The organism is Pseudomonas sp. MBLB4136 (assembly GCF_051904765.1).
Classification (GTDB): domain Bacteria; phylum Pseudomonadota; class Gammaproteobacteria; order Pseudomonadales; family Pseudomonadaceae; genus Aquipseudomonas.
Map to the genome: position 1 here is coordinate 4,263,141 of NZ_CP196713.1, position 17,290 is coordinate 4,280,430.

A 17,290-nucleotide genomic window follows, 5' to 3' on the forward strand; every position below is an offset into this window, starting at 1 on the left:
CGAGCGCCCTTTTTTCTACCTGCGCTCAGACCGGGCGGTTGGGGTACAGGCGTACGCTGGCGAAGGTCGATTCGCCCTGGGCGCGGGTCAGCGCGGTCATGGCGGTGGACGAGGACGGGCGCATCAGGTCTTCCGGCATCGGCACCAGGGCCACCACGTTGCTGGAGGTCTGGCCGGCGCGCTCGTCGCGAGGCGGAATGCCGAAGTACTCGCGGTAGCACTTGGAGAAGTGCGGCGTGGAGACGAAGCCGCAGACCGAGGCCACTTCGATGATCGACATCGAGGTCTGCTTGAGCAGCTGGCGCGCGCGGATCAGCCGGAGCTTCAGGTAGTAGCGCGACGGCGAGCAGTGCAGGTACTTCTGGAACAGGCGCTCGAGCTGGCGGCGCGACACGTCGACGTAGCAGGCCAGCTCGTCGAGGTCGATCGGCTCTTCCAGGTTGGCTTCCATCAGCGCGACGATCTCCTGCAGCTTCGGCTGGTTGGTGCCGAGCATGTGCTTGAGCGGCACGCGCTGGTGATCCTGCTCGTTGCGGATGCGTTCGTAGATGAACATCTCGGAGATCGCCGCAGCCAGTTCGCGGCCGTGCTCGCGGCCGATCAGGTGCAGCATCATGTCCATCGGCGCAGTGCCGCCGGACGAGGTGCAGCGGGTGCGGTCGATGGAGAACAGGCGGGTGCTGATGGCGGCACGGGGGAAGGCCTCCTGCATCGCCGCGAGGAATTCCCAGTGCACGCTGCAGTCGAAGCCGTCGAGCAGGCCGGCCTTGGCCAGCGCCCAGCTGCCGGTGCACACGCCGCCGAGCTGGAGACCGTGACGGCCCTGCACCTGCAGCCAGTGCAGGTGCTCGCGGGTGACGCTGTGCTGGATATCCACACCGCCGCAGACGATCACCGCGTCCAGCGCCGGGGCATTGTCCAGGCCGGCATCAGGGGTGATCTGCAGGCCGTCGCTGGCGCTTACCGGCAGGCCGCTCTGGGTCAGGGTGTACCAGCGATACAGCTCCTTGCCGGAGAGCTGGTTGGCCATGCGCAGGGGTTCCACGGCCGAAGCCAGGGAAATCAGGGTGAAGTTGTCCAGCAGCAGGAAACCAATGGACTGAGGGACACGGTTCTGGGGCTGGGCCCCTTGGTTGGACTGCGACATCAGAGAAACCCTCACGCTGAGCACGTATTCGAGCCTTCGTGGCGAGGCTCTTCTTTGATCTTGTTGTTCTGGTATGTGACATACCCGGACTGGTATGAATCACAAGGCAAACGCCGTGCCTAATTTGATTGGCTGTTCAATAAAAAATGAACAACATCCAATCCACGTGCCACTCAGCCTTCCCAGGAACGACAAGATCGTCCAGCCTGCGACGGCCAGTGTTCAGACGCCCGAGCACCTGAGCATTTCAGTAGCACTAGGGGTGCGACAGATTGTCACCCCAGCCTTCCACCTGGTAACACCGGTAACGGACCAACGGTCCATAAATTGACCTAGCGGTCGTCTCAGGTTAGCCGAAACCGACCGGCGACTCGCCCTCGAAGCGGGCACTGTGGCCTTTGCCACGCACCGAAAAGGGCTGCGGCACCGATCGCGCCGCGCCCTTGAAGCTAGTCGCGCACAGATCGTCCGCGCCTCAACACTCGACCGCGCTGACCGCCAGGCCACCGCGCGAGGTTTCCTTGTACTTGTCGTGCATGTCGGCACCGGTGTCGCGCATCGTCCGGATCACCCGGTCGAGCGAGATGAAGTGCTCGCCGTCGCCGCGCAGGGCCATTTGCGCGGCGTTGATCGCCTTCACCGCAGCGATCGCGTTGCGCTCGATGCACGGCACCTGGACCAGGCCGCCGACCGGGTCGCAGGTCAGCCCGAGGTTGTGCTCCAGGCCGATCTCGGCGGCATTCTCCAGCTGCTCCGGGGTGGCGCCGAGGATCTCCGCCAGGCCCGCGGCGGCCATGGCGCAGGCCGAACCGACCTCGCCCTGGCAACCCACTTCGGCGCCGGAGATCGAGGCGTTCTTCTTGCACAGGATGCCCACGGCGGCGGCCGCCAGCAGGTAGTCGACCACGTCGGCCTCGCTCACCGCCGGGCTGAAGCGCACGTAGTAGTGCAGCACCGCCGGGATGATGCCGGCCGCGCCGTTGGTCGGCGCGGTCACCATGCGCCCGCCCGCGGCGTTCTCCTCGTTCACCGCCAGGGCGAACAGGTTGACCCACTCCATGCCGCTCAGGGTCGAGCCGATCACGTTGGGCTTGCTCATCTCCTGCAGGCTGCGGTGCAGCTTGGCGGCGCGGCGCTTGACGTTGAGGCCGCCGGGCAGGATGCCCTCGTGCTTCAGGCCGTTGTCCACGCAGTCACGCATAGCCTGCCACAGGCGCATCAGGCCGGCGCGGATCTCCGCCTCGCTGCGCCAGGCCTTCTCGTTCTCCATCATCAGCTGCGACACTCGCAGGCCGTGCTGCTTGCACAGGCTGAGCAGCTCGGCGGCGCTGGAGAAGTCGTAGGGCAGCCGGGTGCTGTCCTGATCCAGCTGGCCGGCGGCGGCCTGCTCGGCGTCGACCACGAAGCCGCCGCCGATCGAGTAGTAGGTGTCACTGTGCAGCTCGCGGCCTTCGCCGCAGAACGCCGTCAGCGTCATGGCATTGGGGTGGTACGGCAGGTTCTCCTCCAGCAGCAGCATGTCGCGCTGCCAGTCGAAGGCCACCGCCAGGCGCCCGTCCAGCTGCAGCCGGCCGCTGGCGCGCAGCGCCTCGACGCGCGGGGCGATCTGGCTCGGGTCGATGCTGTCGGGCCACTCGCCCATCAGGCCCATGATCACCGCGGTGTCGCTGCCGTGACCGACGCCGGTGGCCGACAGCGAACCGTACAGGCGCACCTCGACACGGCCGACGCGCTCGAGCAGGCGACGCTCGCGCAGGGCACCGACGAACAGCGCCGCGGCGCGCATGGGGCCGACGGTATGGGAGCTGGAAGGCCCGATACCGATCTTGAACAGGTCGAACACACTAATAGCCACGACAATCTCCTGAACTGGGTGCTGCAATGCCGCCATCATCGAGATTTCGCCAGTGGCCAGAAGTCCCACACCGACTCGTCCATGTCCAAATCCGTCAGCCCCTCGCGTTCCCGCCCAAAGGCCGCAGCGACAAACGTGACCCAGTGCGCAGTTTTCCGCGCGCGACGATACGCTGCGCGACAATTACGTTCCGTATGCGACCCAGCGCATAGGCAGCAATCCAGTTCCAACGCCATGATCCAGGCGCCCATGCGCCGCCCGGCAACCGATCGCGCGCCTCGCCCAGGGCCTCACGCCCCGCCCGTCCCGGAGCGGCAGGGAATCCGTCAACGGTGACTTGGATATGCCCATGACCCGATACAAGAACCTTCTCCTGGCTGCCGCGCTGAGCACGCCGATGCTGGCCCAGGCCGCCGACCCCGCGGCCTGCGACCGGGTACGCCTGGCCGACGTCGGCTGGACCGATCTGATCGTGACCAACGCCGTCACGCGTCTGCTACTCAGCGAACTGGGCTACCGCACCCAGATCAAGCGCCTGTCCGTACCCGAGACGTACGACGCCCTGCGCAACAATGACCTCGATGTCTTCCTCGACCTGTGGCTGCCCAGTTCGGAGAAGGGGGTGCGCCCCTACCTCGACGACGGCTCGATCGAACTGCATGCGGTCAACCTGGAAGGAGCCAAGTACACCCTGGCGGTCAACCAGGCCGGCTTCGACGCCGGGATCAGGAGTTTCCAGGACATCGGCAAGTTCAAGAAGGCCCTGGGCGGCAAGATCCACGGCATCGAGCCGGGCAACAGCGCCAACCAGACGATCCAGCAGATGATCGAAAACAACGCCTTCGATCTCGGTGGCTTCAGCCTGCTGGAGTCCAGCGAATCGGAGATGATCCTGCACGTAAAACGCGCCGAACACCTGGAAAAACCCGCGGTATTCCTCGGCTGGGAACCCCACCCGATGAACAACCAGCTGAACGTGAACTATCTGCCCGGCGGCGACGACTACTTCGGCCCCGACCTGGGCGGTGCCACCGTCTACACCGTGGTGCGCAAGGACTACGCCAGCCAGTGTCCGAACCTCGGCCGGCTGCTGAAGAATCTGCGCTTCAGCCTGCAGATGGAGAACGACCTGATGGAAGCCATTCTCAACCAGAACACCACCCCCCGGCGCGAAGCCAAGGCCTGGTTGAAAGCCAACCCGCAGGTGCGGGCGCAATGGCTGCAAGGGGTCAGCAAACGCGACGGCAGCCCGCTAAGCAGCGACCAGCCGTAGTAAATTTCGAACACCCGTACATCTCCCCGAGCCCCCGTCATACGGTGCTTCCCCCCAGAACAGGGCCTGCCGACCGCGCCTGGCGCGGTCGGCCGACTTGGCCAAAGGGCCATCAAGTCTGTTAAGGTTTTTTTAGGCAGACGCCATGTCGTCGCCCAACACGTCAACGTCGCAAACCGATAATTGCGACGTCTCGAAGCCTATATCGTTGAGTCAGCCGATCTCGTCGCTGTCTTCTCCCTGAGGGAGCTGGCAGACCAGAGCCCCACCGCTCTGGACCGAAAAAGATAAGCGCTGGCACCCCTACTTAGGCGCCGGCCTAACAAGAAAATTCGGATGTACGCGCATCTCGATGTTGAGATGTGATCTCCCAAAGGATTGGGCTTCGTAACACTGCCAGAGGGTTTGGAAAGCAGTTTGCAGCACGGCACAGCAAGGTTCACTCACCCACGCACTCGAGTAACGCCCACGGCCAGTGGAGCGGCACCCCGACGGCGTCCGAGCACCCTGCCCCAACGCTCTGCAGCCTGTTGTCCGAACCCGGAAATCATGACCACCCACACAGGCAAGAACAGTCGGCATCACCTGACGAATGGCCCGAGGGCGTTCATCAGGTTCCATGTAGCTGGTCTGGATGTCTACTGAAGGGGAAACCTCCCATGAAGTCTGGAAAGATCGTCGTCGAGAACCTCTACAAGGTCTTCGGCCAAAACCCACAGGACGCCATCGACCTGCTCAAGCAGGGCTGGAGCAAGGACAAGATCCTTGCCGAAAAGGGCGCCGTCATCGGCGTCAGCGATGTGTCCTTCAGCGTCGAGGAGGGCGAGATCTTCGTCCTCATGGGCCTCTCGGGCTCGGGCAAGTCCACCCTGATCCGCCTGATCAACCGCCTCATCGAGCCCAGCGCCGGCGATGTCTACATCGACGGCCAGAACGTGGCCAAGATGGCCAATGCCGAGCTGGTCGACCTGCGCCGCCGCGACATGAGCATGGTCTTCCAGTCCTTCGCCCTGATGCCTTCGCGCAGCGTGCTGGACAACGCCGCCTTCGGCCTGGAAGTGGCCGGGGTCGGGCGCAAGGAACGCGAGAAGCGCGCCATGGACGTGCTCGCCCAGGTCGGCCTGGACACCTTCGCCCACAAGTACCCCCACGAGCTGTCCGGCGGCATGCAGCAGCGCGTCGGCCTGGCCCGCGCCCTGGCCGTGGACCCCTCGATGATGATCATGGACGAGGCCTTCTCCGCCCTCGACCCGCTCAAGCGTCGCGAGATGCAGGACGTGCTGCTGGAGCTGCAGAAGACCCACCGGCGCACCATCATCTTCGTCTCCCACGACATCGAGGAGGCCATGCGCATCGGCAACCGCATCGGCATCATGGAAGGCGGCAAGCTGATCCAGGTCGGCACCCCCCAGGAGCTGGTCGACAGCCCGGCCAACGATTACGTGCGCAACTTCTTCGACACCGTCGACACCAACCGCTACCTCACCGCCGGCCAGCTCAAGGCCGACAGCGTGCCGCTCTACGTGCACAACGGCGTGGCGCCCGACGCCAACAAGGTGTGCCAGGAGCTGCAGGCGCTGGACAAGCACTACGCCTTCATCGTCGACGAGAACAAGCGTTTCTGCGGCTCCATCAGCCTGGAGAAGATCGCCCTGATGGTCGACGGCAAAACCCAGTGCGGCCTGGAACTGGACACGCTCAAGCGCGTCGACCCGGTCCCCGAGGACATGCCGCTGGACCAGGTGATCGAGCGCCTGGTGGACAACGAGGGGCCGATCCCGGTGATCGACGCCAACGGCCACTACAGCGGTGCCATCAGCAAGGGCCGCCTGCTCAACCGCCTGCAGGGAGAATGACATGAGCGACAAGAAACTCGACCTGGGCAGCTGGGTCAACGACGTGGTCCAGCACCTGCTGGACAACTACAGCGGCGCCTTCGACAGCATCGGCAGCGTGGTCAGCGGCTTCTCCGAGGGCGTCGAGGCCCTGCTGATGCTGCCCCCGGCCTGGCTGCTGATCGCCATCTTCGTCGGCCTCGGCCTGTGGCGCATCGGTGCGCGCTTCGCCGCCTTCACCGCGGTGTCGTTCATCCTCATCGTCATGACCGGCTTCTGGGAGCAGACCGTGGTCACCCTCGGCCTGACCTTCTCCTCGACCCTGATCAGCCTGCTGCTGGGTATCCCCCTGGGCATCTGGGCCGCGCGCAGCGAGCGGGTCGCCACCACCATCCGCCCGGTGCTGGACTTCATGCAGACCATGCCGGCCTTCGTCTACCTGATCCCGGCGGCCATGCTGTTCGGCCTCGGCCGCGTACCGGGGATCATCGCCACGGTGATCTTCGCCATGCCGCCGGCCGTGCGCCTGACCAACCTGGGCATCCGCCAGGTCAACAAGGAGATCGTCGAGGCCGGCCAGTCGTTCGGCTGCACCGGCCGCCAGCTGCTGTTCAAGGTGCAGCTGCCCAACGCCATGCCGTCGATCATGGCCGGGGTCAACCAGACCATCATGATGGCCCTGTCGATGGTGATCATCGCCTCCATGGTCGGCGCCGGCGGCCTGGGCAACGACGTGCTGGCGAGCATCCAGCGCCTGGATATCGGTCTAGGCTTCGAGAGCGGCATGGCCGTGGTGTTGCTGGCGATCATCCTCGACCGCATCACAGAGAGTTTCGGCACCAAGCAGACTGCGCCACGCAGCAGCCTGATCAGTTGGGTGAGCGCGCGCTTCCAGCGCCAGTGAGCAGCACGCCCCTTAATTCATTCATACAGGAAGTCATTAATGAATAAGCTCAAGACCATCGCCAGCTTCGGCCTGCTGTCCTGCGCCCTGGTGCAGAACGCCTGGGCCCAGGAACCGGAAAGCTGCAAGCAGGTGCGCTTCGCCGAGATCGGCTGGGCCGACATCGCCGCCACCACCGGCGTGGCCATGACCCTCACCGAAGGCCTGGGCTACCAGCCACGCAAGATCATGGCCTCGGTACCGATCGCCTTCACCGGCGTGCAGAAAGGCCAGATCGACGTGTTCCTCGGCTACTGGGCACCCTCGATGGACGCGGTGATCGAGCCCTTCGCCAAGGACGGTGGCGTCAAGGTGCTGCCGACACCGAACCTGGAAGGCGCCAAGTACACCCTGGCGGTCCCCACCTACACCGCCGAAGCGGGCCTCAAGAGCTTCCAGGACATCGCCAAGTTCAAGGATCAGCTGGGCGGCAAGATCTACGGCATCGAACCGGGCAACGACGGCAACCTGCTGATCGAACAGATGATCAAGGGCGACCAGTTCGGCATGGGCGGCTTCCGCATGGTCGAGTCCAGCGAGGCCGGCATGCTGGTCCAGGTGCAGCGCGCGGTGAAGAAGAAGGAGCCGGTGGTGTTCCTCGGCTGGGCCCCGCACCCGATGAACACCCAGTACGACATCACCTACCTGGCCGGCGGCGATGACGTGTTCGGCCCGGACTACGGCGCGGCCAAGGTCTACACCGTGGTCACCCCGGACTACGAGGCGCGTTGCGCCAACGTCGGCAAGCTGCTGAACAACCTGCAGTTCAGCGTCGAGATCGAAAGCCAGCTGATGGAGAAAGTGCTGGAGAAGGAAGATCCGGTCGAAGTGGCGAAGAACTGGATCAAGGCCAACCCGGAAATGCTCGACAAGTGGCTGGCCGGTGTCACCACCTATGACGGTAAGGATGGCGTCGCCGCGGTCAAGCAGCACGTCGGCCTGTAAGGACCAAGAGCCACGACCCGGTTCGTGGCTCGAAGACCAGCCGGTCGCCGGGCCCTCGCCCCGGCAACCGGCCGGCGCAGTACCCGCAATCAGAACGAGCCAGTAACACCAACAAGAACTGCAACTCACCCTGACGGAGCTACACCTATGCGCAAACTCAAGACCCTCCTCCAAGGCCTCGGCGCCGCCGCCCTGGCTGTCGGCATGTCCTCCGCCATGGCCGCGGAAAAGCCGACCCTGACCTTCGGTTTCGTCAACGGCTGGGACGACAGCGTCGCCACCAGCTACCTCGCCGCCGAAATCATGGAAAGCAAGCTCGGCTACGACGTCGAGCTGAAGCCTCTCGAACCAGCCATCATGTGGCAGGGCGTAGCCCGTGGCGACATCGACGGCCTGCTGTCCGCCTGGCTGCCGGTGACCCACGGCGAGTATTACGCCAAGTTCAAGGACCAGCTCGAGGTGCTCGGCACCAACTACAACGACGCCAAGATCGGCCTGGTCGTGCCCGACTACGTCGAAGCCAAGAGCATCGCCGACCTGAACGCCACCAAGGAAGCCTACGACGGCAAGATCACCGGCATCGATGCCGGCGCCGGGATCATGCGCCGCACCGAGGAAGCCCTTGAGAAGTACCAGCTCGACTACAAGCTGATGCCGAGCTCCGGCCCGGCCATGGCCACCGCCCTGGCCCGCGCCATCAAGAAGAACGAAGCGATCGTGGTGCCGGGCTGGGTACCGCACTGGATGTTCGCCAAGTGGAAGCTGCGCTTCCTCGAAGACCCGATGGGCGTCTATGGCGAAGCTGAACATGTCGACTCCGTGGTCAACCCAAGCTTCAAGGACAAGGCCCCGGAAGCGGTCGCCTTCCTCAAGAAGTTCAACTGGACCAGCGAGGAAATCGGTGCGGTGATGCTGGCCATTCGCGACGGCGCCAAGCCGGAGCAGGCCGCCAAGGACTGGATCGCCGCCAACCCCGAGCGGGTCGAGTCCTGGCTGAAGTAAGCCACCTCAGCGATACAAGAAGCGGGCCTCGGCCCGCTTTTTTGTTTTACCGTCCAGGCAGCTTCCCCTGGCCTACCGCCCGTATCGGCGCGCGCCTTGAGGCGGCATCGACGCCAGGCCCAGGCCGCCGCCCATGAAAAGCCGGGCAAGCCGGGCAAGACGTGGCAGACTGTCCGCCACAAGGCGGCTCAGAGCCGGCATCCATTCGATAGAACAGACCCGGGAAGACCATGACCTGGACAGTGTACTTATCCGGTGAAATCCATACCGACTGGCGCCAGCAGATCATCCAGGGCGCCGCGGCGCAGGGCCTGGCGATCAGCTTCAGTTCAGCGGTGACCGATCACGAGGCCAGCGATGCCGCCGGCGATGCGCTGGGCCCAGAGAGCCAGGCGTTCTGGCGCGATCACAAGTCCGCCAAGGTCAATGCGATACGCACCAAGACCCTGCTGGAAAAGTGCGACATCGCGGTGATTCGCTTCGGCGACCAGTACAAGCAGTGGAATGCCGCCTTCGATGCCGGCTACTGCGCGGCTCTGGGCAAGCCCTACATCACCCTGCATGGCGAGGACCTGGTTCACCCGCTGAAGGAGGTGGATGGCGCCGCCATGGCCTGGGCGCAGAGCCCGCAACAGGTGGTCGAACTGCTCAAGTACATAGTCGCCGAGGCCTAGTCGCGCTCTCGATCAACAGCTCGCTGCACGGGCTTTTCGGACGCCGCGCCACACATGTCCCCGGGCGACAATTCGTCTCCTAAAGCGCGTTCTTTATTGATCGGTCAATAAAGAACGCCCTAGACTGCGTCCTTCCTCGCCAAGTCCCTGTCGCCGGAGAAACCGATGCCCAAGGTCGGAATGCAGCCGATTCGCCGCTCGCAGCTGATCGCCGCCACCCTCGAAGCCGTCGACCAGGTCGGCATGGGCGATGCCAGCATCGCCTATATCGCCCGCCTGGCCGGGGTGTCGAACGGCATCATCAGCCATTACTTCCAGGACAAGAACGGCCTGCTCGAGGCCACCATGCGCCACCTGATGCAGGCACTCAACCAGGCGGTGCGCCAGCGCCGCGCCAGCCTGCAGGACGACAGCCCGCGCTCGCACCTGCGGGCGATCATCGACAGCAACTTCGACGACAGCCAGGTCAACGGCCCGGCCATGAAGACCTGGCTGGCCTTCTGGGCCTCGAGCATGCACCACCCGGCCCTGCGCCGCCTGCAGCGGATCAACGACCACCGCCTGTATTCCAACCTCTGCGGCCAGTTCCACCGGCTCCTGCCGCAGCCCCAGGCCCGCGCCGCGGGCCGCGGCCTGGCGGCGCTGATCGACGGCCTGTGGCTGCGCGGGGCCCTGTCCGGCGAGGCCTTCGATACCCGCCAGGCGGTACAGATCGCCTACGACTACCTCGACCTGCAACTGGCCAAGGCCGATTCGCCCCAGGCCAGCCAGCCGGCGCGCACCAGCCGCCATCCGGGCGACCGCCAGCACTGACGGCAAACCGGCCCCACCGACTGGGCCGGCACCCCCATTGCAATTTTTTCCGCGGCCCATGAGGCCGTCTGCGCCGTCGCTTTCGGAGCAGGCTTTGTCGTTCCCGAACAGTTTTGTTGTTTGAGCGTTCAATAAAAATAAAGTAGGCTGGCTTCCACTTTGATCGGCGCGCATGGCCACAAGCATGCCGCCGAGCCAGCCGGCCAGCGCGCAACAAACCCGCCCGCCAGCCCTATCCAGATGCCAATCAAGAGGATTCGACCATGGCCCGATTCGACGAACAGAAGCTCTACATTGGTGGTCGCTACACCGACTCGAGCAGCGGCGCGAGCTTCGAGACCGTCAACCCGGCCAACGGCGAAGTGCTCGCCCAGGTGCAGCGCGCCGGCAAGGAAGACGTCGACCGCGCCGTCGCCAGCGCTACCGAGGGGCAGAAGGTCTGGGCCGCGATGACCGCCATGCAGCGCTCGCGCATCCTGCGTCGCGCCGTGGACATCCTGCGCCAGCGCAATGACGAGCTGGCCGCGCTCGAAACCCTCGACACCGGCAAGCCGCTGTCCGAGACCCAGGCGGTCGACATCGTCACCGGTGCCGACGTGCTGGAGTATTACGCCGGCCTGATCCCGGCCCTGGAAGGCCAGCAGATCCCGCTGCGCGAGTCGTCGTTCGTCTATACCCGCCGCGAGCCCCTGGGCGTGGTCGCCGGCATCGGCGCCTGGAACTACCCGATCCAGATCGCCCTGTGGAAGTCGGCCCCGGCCCTGGCCGCCGGCAACGCGATGATCTTCAAGCCCAGCGAAGTGACCCCGCTGTCGGTGCTCAAGCTGGCCGAAATCTATACCGAGGCTGGCCTGCCGGACGGCGTGTTCAACGTGCTCACCGGCAGCGGCCGCGAAGTCGGCCAGTGGCTGACCGAACACCCGGGCATCGCCAAGGTTTCCTTCACCGGCGGCACCAGCACCGGCAAGAAGGTCATGGCCAGCGCCTCCGGCTCGACCCTCAAGGATGTGACCATGGAGCTGGGCGGCAAGTCGCCGCTGATCATCTTCGAGGACGCCGACCTCAACCGCGCCGCCGACATCGCCATGATGGCCAACTTCTACAGCTCCGGTCAGGTCTGCACCAACGGTACCCGGGTGTTTATCCCGCGCAACCTGCAGGCGCGCTTCGAGGCCAAGGTGCTCGAGCGGGTGCAGCGCATCCGCCTGGGCAACCCGGAAGATGCCAACACCAACTTCGGCCCGCTGGTCAGCTTCGCCCACATGGAAAGCGTGCTCGGCTACATCGAGACCGGTCGCAAGGAAGGCGCCCGCCTGCTCTGTGGCGGCCAGCGCGTGACCGACGGCGAATACGCCCGGGGCGCCTACGTCGCGCCCACGGTGTTCAGCGACTGCAGCGACGAGATGACCATCGTGCGCGAGGAAATCTTCGGCCCGGTCATGAGCATCCTCGCCTACGACACCGAGGAAGAAGTGATCCGCCGCGCCAACGACACCGAGTACGGCCTGGCCGCCGGCCTGGTGACCCGCGACCTGGCCCGCGCCCACCGGGTCATCCATCAGCTGCAAGCCGGTATCTGCTGGATCAACGCCTGGGGCGAGTCGCCGGCGGAAATGCCGGTCGGCGGCTACAAGCAGTCCGGCGTCGGCCGCGAGAACGGTGTGGCCACCCTGGAGCACTACACCCAGGTCAAATCGGTGCAGGTGGAACTGGGCGACTACGCCTCGGTGTTCTGAGCCCGATCGTAGGGGGACGGGTCGCGCAGCGGCCTGGTCCACCACACCACTGCAGATCCGCCATGGTGGATGAGGGCCCGGCCCAATCCACCCTACGCAGGAAGGTCATATGTCCCAAGAATTCGACTACATCATCATCGGCGCCGGTTCGGCCGGCAACGTGCTGGCCACCCGCCTGACCGAGGATGCCGACGTCAGCGTGCTGCTGCTGGAAGCCGGCGGCCCCGACTACCGCCTCGACTTCCGTACCCAGATGCCTGCCGCCCTGGCCTTTCCCCTGCAAGGCCGGCGCTACAACTGGGCCTACGTTACCGACCCCGAGCCGCACATGAACAACCGCCGCATGGAGTGCGGTCGCGGCAAGGGCCTGGGCGGCTCCTCGCTGATCAACGGCATGTGCTACATCCGCGGCAATGCCATGGACTACGACGGCTGGGCCAAGCTCGAGGGCCTGGAGGACTGGACCTACCTGGACTGCCTGCCCTACTTCCGCAAGGCCGAGAGCCGCGACATCGGCCCCAATGCCTACCACGGCGGCGACGGCCCGGTCAGCGTGACCACGCCGAAGACCGGCAACAACCCGCTGTTCCAGGCCATGATGGAAGCCGGGGTGCAGGCCGGCTACCCGCGCACCGACGACCTCAACGGCTACCAGCAGGAAGGCTTCGGCCCGATGGACCGCACCGTGACCCCCCAGGGCCGGCGCGCCAGCACCGCCCGCGGCTACCTGGACCAGGCCCGCGGCCGGCCGAACCTGAAGATCATCACCCATGCCCTCACCGACCGCATCCTGTTCAGCGGCAAGCGCGCCATCGGCGTCGCCTACCTGCACGGCAACAGCGACACACCGCTGACCGTGCATGCCCGCCGCGAGGTGCTGCTGTGCAGTGGCGCCATCGCCTCGCCGCAGATCCTCCAGCGCTCCGGGGTCGGCCCGGCCGCCCTGCTGCGCGACCTGGACATCCCGGTGGTGCACGAGCTGCCCGGCGTCGGCCAGAACCTCCAGGACCACCTGGAAATGTACCTGCAGTACGCCTGCAAGCAGCCGGTGTCGCTGTACCCGGCGCTGCAGTGGTGGAACCAGCCGAAGATCGGCGCCGAATGGATGTTCCTCGGCAAGGGCACCGGCGCCAGCAACCAGTTCGAGGCCGGCGGTTTCATCCGCAGCCGCGAAGAGTTCGAGTGGCCGAACATCCAGTACCACTTCCTGCCGGTGGCGATCAATTACAACGGCAGCAATGCGGTCAAGGAACACGGCTTCCAGGCCCACGTCGGCTCCATGCGCTCGCCGAGCCGCGGCCGCGTCCACCTCAAATCCAAGGACCCGCGTCAGCATCCGAGCATCCTGTTCAACTACATGGCCACCGAACAGGACTGGCAGGAGTTCCGCGACGGCATCCGCATCACCCGCGAAATCATGGCGCAGTCGGCGCTCGACCCTTACCGCGGCCGCGAGCTTAGCCCCGGTGTCGACGTGAACAGCGATGCGGAACTGGACGCCTTCGTCCGCGAACATGCGGAAACCGCCTTCCACCCCTCGTGCTCCTGCAAGATGGGCGAGGACGACATGGCGGTGGTCGACGGCCAGGGCCGGGTGCACGGCATGGAAGGCCTGCGCGTAGTCGATGCCTCGATCATGCCGATCATCACCACCGGCAACCTCAACGCGCCGACCATCATGATGGCCGAGAAGATCGCCGACAAAATCCGCGGCCGCACCCCACTGCCGCGCAGCACCGCGCCCTACTACGTCGCAGGCGGCGCCCCGGCACGGCGAGCGGCCCAGCGCTAAACGGTCGCCCCGGCGACCTCGGTCGCGGCCACCGCCCGTCGGCGCTGGCCGCGCCACCTCACCCCACAGCCACCGACACAGGCAAGCACTATCGATAGCACCTCACGCCCCCAGCCTCGCACGCCGGGTTCCAGTAACTGAACTGAATTCTAATAAGAGAGGGTCCTACCCAAATGCAGTCAGGAAAGATCGTCGTCGAGAACCTCTACAAGGTCTTCGGCCAAAACCCACAGGAAGCCATCGAGCTGCTCAAGGAAGGCTGGAGCAAGGACAAGATCCTTGCCGAGAAGGGCGCCGTCATCGGCGTCAGCGATGTGTCCTTCAGCGTCGAGGAGGGCGAGATCTTCGTCCTCATGGGCCTCTCCGGCTCGGGCAAGTCCACCCTGATCCGCCTGATCAACCGCCTCATCGAGCCCAGCGCCGGTGATGTCTACATCGACGGCCAGAACGTGGCCAAGATGGCCAATGCCGAGCTGGTCGACCTGCGCCGCCGCGACATGAGCATGGTCTTCCAGTCCTTCGCCCTGATGCCTTCGCGCAGCGTGCTGGACAACGCCGCCTTCGGCCTGGAAGTGGCCGGGGTCGGCCGCAAGGAACGCGAGAAGCGCGCCATGGACGTGCTCGCCCAGGTCGGCCTGGACACCTTCGCCCACAAGTACCCCCACGAGCTGTCCGGCGGCATGCAGCAGCGCGTCGGCCTGGCCCGCGCCCTGGCCGTGGACCCCTCGATCATGATCATGGACGAGGCCTTCTCCGCCCTCGACCCGCTCAAGCGCCGCGAGATGCAGGACGTGCTGCTGGAGCTGCAGAAGACCCACCGGCGCACCATCATCTTCGTCTCCCACGACATCGAGGAGGCCATGCGCATCGGCAACCGCATCGGCATCATGGAAGGCGGCAAGCTGATCCAGGTCGGCACCCCGCAGGAGCTGGTCGACAGCCCGGCCAACGACTACGTGCGCAACTTCTTCGACACCGTCGACACCAATCGCTACCTCACCGCCGGCCAGCTCAAGGCCGACAGCGTGCCCACCTACGTGCATAACGGCGTGGCGCCATGCGCCCTGGCCATCTGTCAGGAACTGCAGGCCCAGGACAAGCACTACGCCTTCGTCCTCGACGAGAACAAGCGCTTCTGCGGCTCCATCAGCCTGGAGAAGATCGCCCTGATGGTCGACGGGGTGAACCCGCGCGAGCTGAGCCGGGACCTGCTCAAGCAGGTCGAGCCGGTCGCCGAGGACATGCCGCTGGACCAGGTGATCGAGCGCCTGGTGGACAACGAGGGGCCGATCCCGGTGATCGACGCCAACGGTTTCTACAGCGGCGCCATCAGCAAGGGCCGCCTGCTCAACCGCCTGCAGGGAGAATGACATGAGCGACAAGAAACTCGACCTGGGCAGCTGGGTCAACGACGTGGTCCAGCACCTGCTGGACAACTACAGCGGCGCCTTCGACAGCATCGGCAGCGTGGTCAGCGGCTTCTCCGAGGGCGTCGAAGCCCTGCTGATGCTGCCGCCGGCCTGGCTGCTGATCGCCATCTTCGTCGGCCTCGGCCTGTGGCGCATCGGTGCGCGCTTCGCCGCCTTCACCGCGGTGTCGTTCATCCTCATCGTCATGACCGGCTTCTGGGAGCAGACCGTGGTCACCCTCGGCCTGACCTTCTCCTCGACCCTGATCAGCCTGCTGCTGGGCATCCCCCTGGGTATCTGGGCCGCGCGCAGCGAGCGGGTCGCCACCACCATCCGCCCGGTGCTGGACTTCATGCAGACCATGCCGGCCTTCGTCTACCTGATCCCGGCGGCCATGCTGTTCGGTCTCGGCCGCGTGCCGGGGATCATCGCCACGGTGATCTTCGCCATGCCGCCGGCCGTGCGCCTGACCAACCTGGGCATCCGCCAGGTCAACAAGGAGATCGTCGAGGCCGGCCAGTCGTTCGGCTGCACCGGCCGCCAGCTGCTGTTCAAGGTGCAGCTGCCCAACGCCATGCCGTCGATCATGGCCGGGGTCAACCAGACCATCATGATGGCCCTGTCGATGGTGATCATCGCCTCCATGGTCGGCGCCGGCGGCTTGGGCAACGACGTGCTGGCGAGCATCCAGCGCCTGGATATCGGTCTGGGCTTCGAGAGCGGCATGGCCGTGGTGTTGCTGGCGATCATCCTCGACCGCATCACCGAAAGCTTCGGCACCAAGCAGACCGCACCACGCAGCGGCCTGATCAGCTGGGTAAACGCGCGCTTTCAACGCCAGTGACCAGCCTTCACCCTACCTACCCCCAGAGGAATCGCTTATGAACAAGCTCAAGACCATCGCCAGCCTCGGCCTGCTGTCCTGCGCCCTGGTGCAGAACGCCTGGGCCCAGGAACCGGAAAGCTGCAAGCAGGTGCGCTTCGCCGAGATCGGCTGGGCCGACATCGCCGCCACCACCGGCGTGGCCATGACCCTCACCGAAGGCCTGGGCTACCAGCCACGCAAGATCATGGCCTCGGTACCGATCGCCTTCACCGGCGTGCAGAAAGGCCAGATCGACGTGTTCCTCGGCTACTGGGCACCCTCTATGGACGCGGTGATCGAGCCCTTCGCCAAGGACGGTGGCGTCAAGGTGCTGCCGACGCCGAACCTGGAAGGCGCCAAGTACACCCTGGCGGTCCCCACCTACACCGCCGAAGCGGGCCTCAAGAGCTTCCAGGACATCGCCAAGTTCAAGGATCAGCTGGGCGGCAAGATCTACGGCATCGAACCGGGCAACGACGGCAACCTGCTGATCGAACAGATGATCAAGGGCGACCAGTTCGGCATGGGCGGCTTCCGCATGGTCGAGTCCAGCGAGGCCGGCATGCTGGTCCAGGTGCAGCGCGCGGTGAAGAAGAAGGAGCCGGTGGTGTTCCTCGGCTGGGCCCCGCACCCGATGAACACCCAGTACGACATCACCTACCTGGCCGGCGGCGATGACGTGTTCGGCCCGGACTACGGCGCGGCCAAGGTCTACACCGTGGTCACCCCGGACTACGAGGCGCGTTGCGCCAACGTCGGCAAGCTGCTGAACAACCTGCAGTTCAGCGTCGAGATCGAAAGCCAGCTGATGGAGAAAGTGCTGGAGAAGGAAGATCCGGTCGAAGTGGCGAAGAACTGGATCAAGGCCAACCCGGAAATGCTCGACAAGTGGCTGGCCGGTGTCACCACCTATGACGGTAAGGATGGCGTCGCCGCGGTCAAGCAGCACGTCGGCCTGTAACGCTCCGTCGTTCCCCCAGAACGCCGCCCACTTGGGCGGC

Annotated in this window: 14 protein-coding genes; 12 read left to right on the top strand and 2 right to left on the bottom strand. The window is 65.3% G+C overall.

The genetic code is table 11. The annotated features are described in order from the left end of the window. Nucleotides 1–25 precede the first annotated feature (25 nt). Nucleotides 26–1,147: a GlxA family transcriptional regulator gene (locus tag ACSX1D_RS19585; RefSeq protein WP_208707253.1), complete on the bottom strand. Its 1,122-nt coding sequence runs from the start codon at nucleotides 1,145–1,147 to the stop codon at nucleotides 26–28. Between the two features lie 475 nt (nucleotides 1,148–1,622). After that, complete coding sequence (locus ACSX1D_RS19590; protein ID WP_439860053.1) at nucleotides 1,623–3,002, bottom strand: L-serine ammonia-lyase; 1,380 nt, start codon at nucleotides 3,000–3,002, stop codon at nucleotides 1,623–1,625. 349 nt (nucleotides 3,003–3,351) lie between these two features. Between ACSX1D_RS19590 and choX the strand changes: the two genes are divergently transcribed. The 12 genes from choX (at nucleotide 3,352) to ACSX1D_RS19650 (ending at nucleotide 17,250) form a co-directional block, all read left to right on the top strand. Further along, on the top strand, nucleotides 3,352–4,275 hold the full coding sequence (gene choX / locus ACSX1D_RS19595) for a choline ABC transporter substrate-binding protein (RefSeq protein ID WP_439860054.1): 924 nt from the start codon (nucleotides 3,352–3,354) through the stop codon (nucleotides 4,273–4,275). 659 nt (nucleotides 4,276–4,934) lie between these two features. Next, complete coding sequence (locus tag ACSX1D_RS19600; RefSeq protein WP_439860055.1) at nucleotides 4,935–6,131, top strand: quaternary amine ABC transporter ATP-binding protein; 1,197 nt, start codon at nucleotides 4,935–4,937, stop codon at nucleotides 6,129–6,131. 1 nt (nucleotide 6,132) lies between these two features. Continuing rightward, the gene (locus tag ACSX1D_RS19605; protein ID WP_439860056.1) at nucleotides 6,133–7,014 is read left to right on the top strand and encodes an ABC transporter permease; all 882 of its coding nucleotides are present in this window, start codon (nucleotides 6,133–6,135) and stop codon (nucleotides 7,012–7,014) included. Nucleotides 7,015–7,053: 39 nt separating this feature from the next. Further along, on the top strand, nucleotides 7,054–7,998 hold the full coding sequence (locus ACSX1D_RS19610) for a choline ABC transporter substrate-binding protein (RefSeq protein WP_439860057.1): 945 nt from the start codon (nucleotides 7,054–7,056) through the stop codon (nucleotides 7,996–7,998). Between the two features lie 147 nt (nucleotides 7,999–8,145). Continuing rightward, the gene (locus ACSX1D_RS19615) at nucleotides 8,146–9,000 is read left to right on the top strand and encodes a glycine betaine ABC transporter substrate-binding protein (RefSeq protein WP_439860058.1); all 855 of its coding nucleotides are present in this window, start codon (nucleotides 8,146–8,148) and stop codon (nucleotides 8,998–9,000) included. Nucleotides 9,001–9,230: 230 nt separating this feature from the next. Further along, a complete protein-coding gene (locus tag ACSX1D_RS19620) occupies nucleotides 9,231–9,674 on the top strand; it encodes a YtoQ family protein (RefSeq protein ID WP_439860059.1) in 444 nt (147 codons plus the stop codon). A gap of 165 nt (nucleotides 9,675–9,839) precedes the next feature. Beyond that, nucleotides 9,840–10,487, top strand: a complete 648-nt coding sequence (gene betI, locus ACSX1D_RS19625) for a transcriptional regulator BetI (RefSeq protein WP_439860060.1) — start codon at nucleotides 9,840–9,842, stop codon at nucleotides 10,485–10,487. Nucleotides 10,488–10,750: 263 nt separating this feature from the next. Continuing rightward, nucleotides 10,751–12,223 carry a betaine-aldehyde dehydrogenase gene (gene betB / locus ACSX1D_RS19630; protein ID WP_439860061.1) on the top strand — a complete coding sequence of 491 codons (1,473 nt, stop codon included), beginning with the start codon at nucleotides 10,751–10,753 and terminating at the stop codon, nucleotides 12,221–12,223. Between the two features lie 109 nt (nucleotides 12,224–12,332). Beyond that, a complete protein-coding gene (gene betA / locus ACSX1D_RS19635; protein WP_439860062.1) occupies nucleotides 12,333–14,015 on the top strand; it encodes a choline dehydrogenase in 1,683 nt (560 codons plus the stop codon). A 173-nt stretch (nucleotides 14,016–14,188) separates the two neighbouring features. Further along, on the top strand, nucleotides 14,189–15,385 hold the full coding sequence (locus ACSX1D_RS19640) for a quaternary amine ABC transporter ATP-binding protein (protein ID WP_439860063.1): 1,197 nt from the start codon (nucleotides 14,189–14,191) through the stop codon (nucleotides 15,383–15,385). 1 nt (nucleotide 15,386) lies between these two features. After that, nucleotides 15,387–16,268 (top strand): ABC transporter permease, encoded by an 882-nt coding sequence (locus ACSX1D_RS19645; protein WP_208707264.1) that lies wholly within the window; start codon nucleotides 15,387–15,389, stop codon nucleotides 16,266–16,268. Nucleotides 16,269–16,305: 37 nt separating this feature from the next. Then, complete coding sequence (locus ACSX1D_RS19650) at nucleotides 16,306–17,250, top strand: choline ABC transporter substrate-binding protein (RefSeq protein ID WP_208707265.1); 945 nt, start codon at nucleotides 16,306–16,308, stop codon at nucleotides 17,248–17,250. Nucleotides 17,251–17,290 lie beyond the last annotated feature (40 nt).